13 protein-coding genes (1 of these 13 only partly in view) are annotated in these 10,885 nt (G+C 58.7%); all 13 read left to right on the forward strand.

Going from position 1 to position 10,885, the window contains the following annotated elements; all coding sequences use genetic code 11:
- Positions 1–61: 61 nt before the first annotated feature.
- Positions 62–976 carry an Hsp33 family molecular chaperone HslO gene (hslO, locus tag GXP70_RS01120; RefSeq protein ID WP_162354789.1) on the forward strand — a complete coding sequence of 305 codons (915 nt, stop codon included), beginning with the start codon at positions 62–64 and terminating at the stop codon, positions 974–976.
- A 39-nt stretch (positions 977–1,015) separates the two neighbouring features.
- A complete protein-coding gene (locus tag GXP70_RS01125) occupies positions 1,016–1,978 on the forward strand; it encodes a peptidylprolyl isomerase (protein WP_162354790.1) in 963 nt (320 codons plus the stop codon).
- Between the two features lie 115 nt (positions 1,979–2,093).
- Entirely contained in the window at positions 2,094–3,032 is a 939-nt protein-coding gene (cysK, locus tag GXP70_RS01130) for a cysteine synthase A (RefSeq protein WP_162354791.1), read from the forward strand.
- A 200-nt stretch (positions 3,033–3,232) separates the two neighbouring features.
- A complete protein-coding gene (locus tag GXP70_RS01135; RefSeq protein WP_162354792.1) occupies positions 3,233–4,798 on the forward strand; it encodes an anthranilate synthase component I family protein in 1,566 nt (521 codons plus the stop codon).
- Between the two features lie 73 nt (positions 4,799–4,871).
- Entirely contained in the window at positions 4,872–5,453 is a 582-nt protein-coding gene (pabA, locus tag GXP70_RS01140; protein ID WP_162354793.1) for an aminodeoxychorismate/anthranilate synthase component II, read from the forward strand.
- Positions 5,450–6,322, forward strand: a complete 873-nt coding sequence (locus GXP70_RS01145; RefSeq protein WP_162354794.1) for an aminotransferase class IV — start codon at positions 5,450–5,452, stop codon at positions 6,320–6,322. Before pabA ends, GXP70_RS01145 begins: the two co-directional genes overlap by 4 nt.
- Positions 6,319–7,206, forward strand: a complete 888-nt coding sequence (gene folP, locus GXP70_RS01150; protein ID WP_162354795.1) for a dihydropteroate synthase — start codon at positions 6,319–6,321, stop codon at positions 7,204–7,206. The genes GXP70_RS01145 and folP overlap by 4 nt, the downstream gene beginning before the upstream one ends.
- Before the next feature lie 74 nt (positions 7,207–7,280).
- Positions 7,281–7,676, forward strand: a complete 396-nt coding sequence (gene folB, locus GXP70_RS01155) for a dihydroneopterin aldolase (protein ID WP_162354796.1) — start codon at positions 7,281–7,283, stop codon at positions 7,674–7,676.
- Positions 7,645–8,217, forward strand: a complete 573-nt coding sequence (gene folK, locus GXP70_RS01160) for a 2-amino-4-hydroxy-6-hydroxymethyldihydropteridine diphosphokinase (protein WP_162354797.1) — start codon at positions 7,645–7,647, stop codon at positions 8,215–8,217. Before folB ends, folK begins: the two co-directional genes overlap by 32 nt.
- Positions 8,169–8,375 carry a helix-turn-helix domain-containing protein gene (locus GXP70_RS01165; RefSeq protein ID WP_162354798.1) on the forward strand — a complete coding sequence of 69 codons (207 nt, stop codon included), beginning with the start codon at positions 8,169–8,171 and terminating at the stop codon, positions 8,373–8,375. The genes folK and GXP70_RS01165 overlap by 49 nt, the downstream gene beginning before the upstream one ends.
- Before the next feature lie 64 nt (positions 8,376–8,439).
- Entirely contained in the window at positions 8,440–9,471 is a 1,032-nt protein-coding gene (dusB, locus tag GXP70_RS01170) for a tRNA dihydrouridine synthase DusB (protein WP_162360243.1), read from the forward strand.
- A gap of 252 nt (positions 9,472–9,723) precedes the next feature.
- The gene (gene greA / locus GXP70_RS01175; protein ID WP_162354799.1) at positions 9,724–10,200 is read left to right on the forward strand and encodes a transcription elongation factor GreA; all 477 of its coding nucleotides are present in this window, start codon (positions 9,724–9,726) and stop codon (positions 10,198–10,200) included.
- 163 nt (positions 10,201–10,363) lie between these two features.
- Positions 10,364–10,885, forward strand: the 5' portion of a protein-coding gene (gene lysS / locus GXP70_RS01180; RefSeq protein WP_162354800.1) for a lysine--tRNA ligase. Its footprint extends 987 nt past the window's final position; 522 of the gene's 1,509 nt are visible here — the first part of the coding sequence; the start codon lies at positions 10,364–10,366; its stop codon lies off the right edge, out of view.

The raw sequence follows: 10,885 nt of genomic DNA on the forward strand, positions 1-10,885 counted from the left end.
TGGGCGCTGTCGCATGACGGTATATTCATCATAGAGAGACAAGCATGCCGGTAAGGAGGCCATGAACATGGTACAGGGAACAACAAAGCACGATTACCTCGTTCGAGGCACCGCATGGAACGGGCAGCTTCGCGTATTTGCCGTGCAGACGACGGAGCTTGTGGAGGAACTGCGCAGGCGGCATCGGACGCTGCCGACGGCTACGGCCGCACTGGGACGCACCGCTACGGCCGGGGCGATAATGGGCGCCATGTTGAAGGGCAAGGAACGGTTGACCATCCAGGTCAAAGGCGACGGACCGGTCGGGCAAATCGTCGTGGACGCCAACGCGGACGGAGAGGTTCGCGGCTATGCGGACAATCCCGAGGTGCTGCTGCCAAGCAATGCGCTGGGCAAGCTCGACGTGGCGGGCGCCGTGGGCCGTTCGGGTTACATCCATATTATTAAGGATCTGGGACTCAAAGAGCCTTATCGCGGCAGCACGCCGATTGTTTCGGGAGAGCTGGCGGAAGACTTTACGTATTACTTCGCGACGTCCGAGCAGACGCCTTCCGTCGTCGGCCTAAGCGTGCTGGTCGACGAATATGGCGGCGTCATCACGGCAGGCGGTTTTATCGTGCAGGTCATGCCGGGCATGCCGGACGCGGAGATCGAGCGGCTCGAGTCGGCCCTTGCCGCGCTTCCGCCGATTTCTACGCTGATGGAGCAGGGCGAGACGCCGGAAGGATTATTGCGCCGGATTGTTGGCGAAGACGTGCAGCTCATGGACGAGCTCACCATCGTCTTCCGATGCCAATGCTCCCGAGAGCGCGTAGAACGCACCTTGATCAGCATGGGCGAGTATGAGCTCAACAAGATCATCGAAGAGGACGGACAAGCTGAAGTCGAGTGCCATTTCTGCAACGAGAAGTATGTATTTGACCAACCGCAGCTGGAGATGCTGCTCGAACAGGCGAAGCCGAGACCGATGCAATAACGATGCATGGACCATGCATTAATCGGAGGCCGAGCAATTATGAATAAAGACCGGGTGCTGAAGCGCATCGTGCTGCTTCAAGCATTGTGTTTGATGATATTGGCGTTTATCGTCGTCTTCCGCGTGCTCTTGCCGCCGAAAGAGAAGCCGCAGGTGCCGCGGGGCAATGCGCAGGATCACAATGTCATTCCGCCCTCCGCGGAACCGTCCGAACCGATTGCGGCCAAAGTCGGCGACGAATCGATCACGGTCAAGGAATTGAACGATCAGCTGCGGCGGCAGTATGGCGACCTCGCGCTGCGAACGCTGATGGTGCGCGCCGCGATTCGCATGGATGCGCTGGCTTACGGGCTTCAGGTCACAAGCGCCGAGCTGGATCAGGAGCTGGCTTCTGCCATAGCGGGATACGGCAGCGAAGAGGAATATTACGATGCCATGAAGGAACAGCTGGGCTTGACGCCGGACGACATCAGAGAAGATGCGAAGTACAGGCTGCTGCTGCGGAAGATCGCGGTGAGAACGGCCTCGGTCAGCGAGGCCGAGGAGGATGCGTATATCGCCGAGAACGATCAGGAATTCGCAGCGCATACGCAGCTGCGCGTTTCTTGGATCGTAACGGATACCGGGAAGGCGGCCGACGGGGTGCTCGATAAGCTGGAGGACGGCGAAGATTTCGGCTTGATGGCGCAGACCTATTCCATCGATGCGGATACGGCTCCCGAGGGCGGCGATCTGGGCTATATCGACGCCGACGATCCGATCATAGATCCCGCTTTGCTGGCTGCGGCGAAGAAGCTGGAGGTCGGCGAGACGGCAGGACCGATCAAGGTGGAACAGGGTCAGGCGATCATCAGGCTCACGGAGAAGAAGACGGAAGAGCAGCTGGATCAACAACAAATGCACGATAAGGCGCGCACCGAGCTCGCCATCGCCAAGCTGAACGGCGAACAGGCGATCGAGGACGGATTGCTGACCAAATACAACGCCGTCGTCATCCCGTAGAACGGGGGCCGACAGCCTGTCGTTCCCAAACTGACTATTGACAACTACTGGGGGGAATTGATAAGATAGTAGCAAAACCAACTGATTTAGTCGGAATAAGGAGGAGCTACTTTTCATGGCTAAAATTGTACAAAGCGTAACAGAACTCATCGGGGATACGCCGCTTGTCCGTCTGAACCGTTTGGTGCCTGAGGATAGCGCGGAAATTTACGTGAAACTTGAATACCAGAATCCAGGCGCTAGCGTAAAAGACCGGATCGCGATCAGCATGATCGAGGTTGCCGAGCAAGAAGGACGCATCAAGCCGGGCGATACGATCGTTGAGCCTACGAGCGGCAACACCGGTATCGGTTTGGCGATGGTCGCTGCGGCGAAAGGCTACAAAGCGATTCTCGTTATGCCGGAAACGATGAGCATCGAGCGCCGCAACCTGCTTCGCGCCTATGGCGCAGAGCTTGTGCTGACGCCAGGAGCAGAAGGCATGAACGGTGCTGTTCGCCGTGCAGAAGAGCTGCAAGCCGAGAATCCTTCCTACTTCATTCCGCAACAATTCAAGAACCAAGCGAACGTGAAAGTGCACCGCGAAACGACGGGTCCGGAAATCGTCGAAGCGATCAACTCGCTTGACGGCAAGCTGGATGCGTTCGTTGCAGGGATCGGCACCGGCGGCACGATCTCCGGCGCAGGCGAAGTGCTCAAGGAGAACTTCCCTGGCATCCGCGTCGTTGCGGTTGAGCCGGCGGCATCTCCGCTGCTGTCCGGCGGCAATCCGGGCGGTCACAAAATCCAAGGGATCGGCGCCAACTTCATCCCTGAAATCCTGAACCGCGACATCTACGATCAAGTCATTGCGATCGAGAACGAGGAAGCGTTCGAAACAGCTCGCCGCGCTGCGAAAGAAGAAGGCATTCTGTGCGGCATTTCGTCCGGCGCTGCAATCTTCGCCGCATTGAAAGTCGCGAAAGAGCTGGGCAAAGGCAAGCGCGTCGTTGCGGTCGTTCCGTCCAACGGCGAACGTTACCTGTCCACGCCGCTGTTCAACTTCGAGAACTAATTCCGGCCATTGCCGAACATACGGAAGAGGACCTTCATCGGCGAAGGTCCTCTTTTGCATGGGGCAAGTAAGCGGATCGAAGGCACGTTTTGGCGCGGTCTCTTCGCGCTTCCCTTTTCCATGCAATTTCGGTATACTAGCTTCCAACAAAGAGCGACCGCTCTTGCGGAACGGAAGTAGAAGCGGAGGACGGCACGAACATGGAACGGACGGCTTTTCAAGATTGGCTGGATTGGCAGGCGGAAGGCTTCACGTCATTGCCGCTCCTTATCAAGCGCCCTCTGGGCAGCGCTGACCGCGGTCATCCCGCCTCGTGGGAAGCCGCTTGGCAATCGGCATCGGCGGCTCCCTACGCCTTCGTATTAGAGAGCGGGAAGGCCGGCCGCTATACGTACTTGGGGCTTCGGCCGGCGTCGGTGATTCGAGGCAATGGCGCGAGCGGCGAGGCGGTCGACCAAGCGACCGGCCATGTGACGGCTTATGGGCTGAAGCCGCTTGAAGCGGTGCGCGGCTGGATGGGCGGACGCCGGGCGCCGCGCGTGCCGGGAGCGCCGAAATGGACGGGCGGCTGCGCGGGCTATTGGAGCTACGATGTCATTCGCTCCATTGAGCGCATGCCGGAGCAGGCGCAGGACGATCTCGGCTTGCCGGATTACCTGTTTATGCGCATGGACGAGCTGTGGATCATCGATCATGAGCTGCATCAGCTCTATGCCGCCGTTCATACGGAAGTAACGGCGGCAACTTCGCGGGCGATGCTGGAATCGCTGTACGCGGAAGCAAGCGCCCGGGCAGACAGGATGATGGCGCAATGGGCGGCGTTCGCCGAGGGCCAAGCCGGGGAAGAGGCGGGCGCCTTGCAGCAAGAACGCGTTCGTTTCATCGAATCGCGAAGAGCGCGCGTCGATGACGAACCCGTTGCCGGCATTCGGTCGCCGTTCGCCCAGTCGGCGTATCAGCTGGCAGTGGAACGCATTCGGGACTATATCGCGGCGGGCGACGTGTTCCAGGTGAACCTGTCGCAGCGTCAGGACCGTCCGTCGAAGGCGGATCCGCGCGAGCTGTACGAGTGGCTGCGGCTCGTGAATCCCTCTCCTTATATGGGGTTCATGAGCGCCCCCGATTTTCAGCTCGTATCGGCTTCGCCGGAGCTGCTCGTCGAGCTCGCGGACGGCAAGCTGGCTACGAGGCCGATCGCGGGCACGCGCCGGCGCGGGAGAACGGAAGAGGAAGACCGCAGGATGGCGGACGAGCTGCTCGGCACGGAGAAGGAGCGGGCGGAGCATATCATGCTGGTCGATCTGGAGCGCAACGACCTCGGCCGGATTTCGGCTTACGGCTCGGTCAAGGTGGAAGAGCTGATGGTCATCGAGTATTACAGCCATGTCATGCATCTCGTCTCCCAGGTGGAGGGCAGGCTGGCGGCAGGCAAGGATGCGTACGACGTGATCGGCGCGACGTTTCCGGGCGGGACGATTACCGGCGCTCCCAAAATCCGCACCATGGAAATCATCGAAGAGCTGGAGCCGACGAGGCGCGGCCCGTACACGGGGTCCATGGGATGGATTGACTACAACGGGGATATGGAATTTAATATTATTATACGCACGATGCTCGTGAAGGACGAAGTCGTTCACATTCAGGCCGGGGCCGGCATCGTGATCGATTCCGTGCCGGAACGCGAGTACTTCGAATCGATGAATAAGGCGAAGGCGCTATGGAAGGCGATACAATACAGCGAGCGGTGGCTGGAGGAACAGGGCTGAGCCGGGTTGAACGCCCGCAGCCGGATTCGTGCTCGCGACCGCAGCGACGAAGTGAACGAAGGAGGAAACGCGCATGATATTGGTGATTGATAACTATGATTCGTTTACGTATAACCTGGTGCAGTACTTGGGCGAGCTGGGTGAGGAGATCGTCGTGAAACGCAATGACGAGATCGACCTGGACGGCATTGCCGCGCTGAAGCCGGATCATATTCTGATTTCCCCGGGGCCTTGCAGTCCCAACGAAGCAGGCGTGAGCCTGGCGCTGATCGACCGGTTCAAGGGCGAGATCCCGATCTTCGGCGTCTGCCTCGGCCATCAAGCGATCGGACAAGCGTTCGGCGGCGACGTCGTGCGCGCGGAGAAGCTGATGCACGGCAAGACATCGCCGATCTTCCATGACGGCCGCACCGTCTTTGCCGGTATTCCATCGCCTTACACGGCGACGAGATACCACTCGCTGATCGTGAAGCGGGAGACGCTGCCGGACTGCCTGGAAATCAGCGCGGAGACGGAAGAGGGCGAAATCATGGGACTTCGCCATAAGGAATATCCGATTGAGGGCGTGCAATTCCACCCGGAATCGATCATCACGGAGCACGGATTTACCCTGCTGCGCAATTTCCTCCAGATGCGGGCGGGCGCGGCGCGATGAACATCGGATGGAACGGAAGCATCAAGCGCCAGGAGGAAGCCGTGATCTCGGTCTACGATCACGGTTTTTTGTATGGAATGGGCTTGTTCGAGACGTTCCGGACTTACGGGGGCAGACCGTATCTGCTTGAGCGTCATTTGCGGCGGCTTGCGGAGGGCTGCCGGACGATCGGCATTCATTACGAGCCGGACGATCGGCAGATCCGCGCCTGGCTGAGCGAGCTGATGGCTGCGAACGGGCTGTCCGAAGCGTACGTCAGGTTGACGGTGACGGCGGGCGAGGGCATTGTCGGCCTGCCGTCCGGCGACTATGAGGCCCCTAACGTCCTGCTGCTCGTCAAGCCGCTGCCGGCGGCCAGTCCGGAGCTGTACCGGTCCGGTCGCGAGCTGGCGCAGCTCGCGACCCGCCGCAATACGCCCGAGGGGGAGATCCGATTAAAATCGCTGCATTATATGAATAATATATTGGCGAAGCGGGAATTAACGGCAGCCGGAGCCGCCCCCGGCGCGGAAGGCTTGATGCTGACGCGGGAAGGCTGGCTGTCCGAGGGGATCGTCAGCAACTTGTTTTTCGCCCGCGGCGGCCGCGTCCATACGCCCTCGATCTCGACGGGCATTCTGCCCGGCATCACGCGGATGCGGGTGCTTGAACTTGCCGCGCAGGAGGGTATGGAGACAGAGGAAGGGCATTATACATGGGAACAGTTAGAACGAGCGGATGAAATATGGGTCACCAATTCCGTGCAGGAGCTTGTGCCCGTGACGACGCTTAGGAATACCGAAGGAAGCATACGGATCGTCGGAACCGGCCAGGCCGGACCGATAGCGGAACGGCTGCTGTCCCTTTACCGGGAGGATACCAACCGATGAGCAACAAGCAACAGACATGGCTGCGGCAGCAAACGGGCGGCCAATGGCCGTACCGGCGGACATACGCCTTTGCGGACGGCGTCAAGCTGGAACTCGGAAGCCGCACCTTGATTATGGGGATTTTGAATACGACGCCGGACTCGTTTTCCGACGGGGGCCGCTACAATAACGTGGAATCCGCCGTGCGCCATGCGCGCGAATTGGCGGACGAGGGAGCGGATATCATCGATATCGGCGGAGAATCGACGCGCCCGGGCTTTGCGGCGGTGCCGCTGGAGGAAGAGCTGAATCGCGTTCTTCCTGTCATACGCGCCATTCGGGAAGCGCTGCCGGCCATGCCGCTCTCCATCGATACGTACAAAGCGGAGACCGCCAGGCAGGCGCTTGCAGCCGGCGCGCACATCATCAACGATATTTGGGGCTTGAAGAGCGACCCGCAGATGGCGGAGGTTGCGGCGGCTTGCAACTGCCCGGTCATTATCAGCCATAACCGCCGCGACCGCGAATATACCGATTTGGCGGCGGACGTCATTGCCGACCTGCGGGAGAGCGTGGCGATCGCCCGCGCGGCGGGCGTGAAGGACGACAACGTTTGGCTCGATCCCGGCATCGGTTTCGCGAAGACGTACGAGGACAACCTGGCGATGATGAACCAGCTGTACAAGCTGACGGCCGTGGGCTATCCCGTACTGCTCGGTACATCCCGCAAGAAGTTCATCCGCGATACGCTGGGGCTGGAGACGCCGCAAGAGACCGTATTCGGCACGGCCGCGACGACGGCGCTCGGCGTCGCGCAGGGCTGCCAGCTCGTTCGCGTGCACGACGTGCGCGGCAACCGCGAAACGGCGAGGATGACCGACGCCGTCGTCTACCCGCGCTCATGAACCGATGGCCGGCCGGCAAGCAGCCGCCGTTAGATTAACCCGATAGATGAATAGGAATGGATGGAGGCGGTACAATGGATAAAATGACGCTGCGCGGCATGCGCTTTTTCGGGTATCACGGCGTTTTTGCGGAGGAAAACAAGCTCGGCCAGCAGTTTATCGTCGATTTGACGCTGCTGCTCGATTTGGCGGAGGCCGCCGATACGGATAACCTGGAAGCGACGATAAATTATGCCGAGATCCACGCGTTCGTGAAGACGATAGTCGAAGGCCCGCCGTTCAAGCTGATCGAAGCTTTAGCCGGTCACATTGCATCGGCCGTGCTCGACGCTTATACTAGTGTAAATGAAGTGACGGTGTCCGTAACGAAGCCGCATCCGCCGTTCGAAATTTATTTCGACGGGGTGACGGTGGAACTTTGCAGAAAGCGGGATGACCATGGAACTCAACAACCCGCCGGGAATCGATAATCGGTTGAACGGGTCAAACAGCGCAGCCTACATAGCATTAGGCTCCAACGTCGGGGATCGGGCAGGGCTCCTCAGGGATGCGCTGCATATGCTGGATCAGCATCCCGACATCGAGGTTCTTCGCGTATCGGCTGTTTACGAAACCGCACCGGTCGGCTATATCGATCAGCCGGCCTTTCTCAATATGGCGGCCGCCCTGGCCACGTCGCTTGCGCCGATCGAGCTGCTTCGCGCCATGCTTGGCATGGAACAGCAGCTCGGCCGCACGAGAGACATACGCTGGGGTCCGCGCACGATCGATCTGGATTTGCTGCTCTACGAAGCTGTCGCCATGACCGGCGAGGAATTGACATTGCCCCATCCGCGCATGATGGAACGGGCATTCGTGCTCGTTCCGCTGGCCGATGTGCTGGAAGCGGGACATCCGCTTTACAGCCGGGCGGCGAGCTTGGCGCAGCAAGCGTTACAGGACAGAGGGGAAGGAATCGCGCTATGGAATACGATCAATTGGCAGGGCGCGTCCGCGCATTCCGAAAGCTGAAGGGCTACACGCAGCAAGAGCTGGCCGCCAAGCTGGAGATATCCGTTGCCGTGCTCGGCTCTCTGGAACGCGGCACGCGCAAGCCGGATCCGAAGCTGCTTGAGCGGATATCGGAAGCGCTCGGCGTCAGCTATTCCGACTTAACCGCCGAGTCGTAAGGGCCCGGCAAATCAACGAAAACCAACAACCACCTCTGCGAATCAGAAGGGAGACAGGATGTCCATGCTCAAAATCGGAAACATCGAGCTGAAGAATAGAGTCGTGTTGGCGCCGATGGCAGGCGTGTGCAACCCGGCTTTTCGACTGATTGCCAAGGAATTCGGCACCGGCCTTGTCTGCGCCGAGATGGTCAGCGACAAGGCCATTTTGCACGGCAACAAGCGCACGATGGAGATGCTCTACGTCGACGAGCGCGAGAAGCCGCTCAGCCTGCAAATTTTCGGCGGCGACCGGAAGTCGCTGGTGGAAGCGGCGAAAGTCGTCGATCAACAGACGAATGCGGATATTATCGACATCAACATGGGCTGCCCCGTGCCGAAAGTCACAAAATGCGACGCCGGCGCCCGGTGGCTGCTGGACCCGAACAAGATCTACGAAATGGTCTCGGCGGTCGTCGAGGCGGTGGAGAAGCCGGTCACCGTCAAAATGCGCATCGGCTGGGACAGCGAGCATGTCTTTGCGGTCGAGAACGCGCAGGCGGTCGAGCGCGCGGGCGGCAAGGCGGTCAGCGTGCACGGGCGCACCCGGGAGCAGCTGTATACCGGCACGGCCAATTGGGATATTATAAGGGATGTTAAGCAGGCGGTAACCATTCCCGTTATTGGCAACGGCGACGTGTTCACGCCCGAGGATGCGCAGAAGCTGCTTGAGCATACGGGCTGCGACGGCGTCATGATCGGCCGCGGCGCGCTGGGCAATCCGTGGATGCTGTACCGCACGGTGCACTATTTGACGACGGGCGAGCTGCTCAGCGACCCGACGCCCCGCGAGAAGATGGACGTGGCCATTCTCCATATGGACCGGCTGGTTAACCTTAAGGGAGAAGCGGTGGCCGTCCGCGAAATGCGCAAGCATCTGGCATGGTATTTGAAGGGCGTTCCAGGCGCGGCGCGGGTGAAGGACGTCATCATGGAAGAGACGACGCGCGACAAAATGGTGCGGATTTTAGCGGATTTTGTAGAATCGCTGGGCGAGAAGAGCGAGACGCCCGTAGCGGCGGCCGCATCGAACAGGGACGAAGCGGTATATCATTGACAACTGCGCAGGGGAACCGGAAGGGGCCTCTGCGCGCCGCGAAGTTAAGCGATTACATTTAGGATTTGGCTTTCGTTGACATATAGATAAAGTTGAAATATAATCTTCCAATAACAAACCGTCCGCCTGGGGTTTGGGAGTGTCGAACTGCTTACTGCGCGGTGTCATCATGGGCATGGAGCGTAATATATTAAGTAACAGTGAATTCATACGCCGTATGAATAAAAGCCACACGACAGGAGAAATGGTCACATGAGCGACAAAGAGATTATTCTTACACAGGACGGTCTAAATAAGCTTGAGGACGAACTGGAGAACTTGAAATCCGTCAAGCGCCGCGAGGTTGCCGAACGGATCAAAGTGGCGATCGGATACGGGGATATCAGCGAGAACTCCGAGTACGAGGATGCGAAGAACGAGCAGGCGTTCATCGAAGGCCGCATTATTACGCTGGAGAAGATGCTTCGCAACGCGCGTATCATCAACAACGACGAGATCGACATCGATACCGTGAGCATCGGTTCCATCGTCACGGTGGAGGACCTGGAGTTCGGCGATTCGATGGAGTACACGATTGTAGGCACGGCGGAATCCGATCCGCTCAAGAACAAGATTTCGAACGAAAGTCCGGTTGGAAAAGCGATTCTCGGCAAGAAAAAAGGAACCATCGTGGAGGTCAGCGTACCTGCCGGCATTATTCAATATAAAATCGTCGATATCAAGAAATAAACGGGCATGCCTTTCAAGAAAGCTTCCTTGTGGAAGCTTTTTTTCAAATATACGGCGGTTTCGGCAGCCGCTGAAGCTGCTCTGTCTTGAACGAATAGGAACCATGCTGTAATAGACAGCCGGCGTGACCGTATGCCTGCTGGAATAGAAGGAGTGAGTCGTGATGGAGCAAGGAACAACGCAGGAACAAGAATTGAGCGAGCTGTTGCGGATTCGGAGAGATAAATTGGACGAGCTGCGCGGCCTCGGCATCGACCCGTTCGGAGGCAAGTTCGAGCGTTCGCATCAAACCAAGCAAATCATCGATGCGTATGATGAGCTCGGCAAGGAAGATCTCGAGTCGCAGGACGTCGAGGTATCGGTTGCGGGCCGTATCATGCAGAAGCGGAGCATGGGCAAAGCCAGCTTCGCGCATATCCAGGATTTGAGCGGCAAAATTCAAATTTACGTGCGCAAGGATACATTGCCCGAAACGCAATATCAAGCGTTCGATATGCTCGACATCGGCGATATCATCGGCGTTCGCGGCGTCGTGTTCAAGACGAATACGGGCGAAACGTCCATTAAAGCCAAAGAGATCGAAGTGTTGTCCAAATCGCTGCTTCCGCTGCCCGACAAATTCCATGGCCTGAAGGACGTCGAACTTCGTTACCGCCAGCGTTACGTGGATCTTATTACGAACCCG

Origin of the sequence: Paenibacillus lycopersici (assembly GCF_010119935.1) — a bacterium.
In the GTDB taxonomy this organism is placed as follows: Bacteria; Bacillota; Bacilli; order Paenibacillales; family Paenibacillaceae; genus Paenibacillus_Z; species Paenibacillus_Z lycopersici.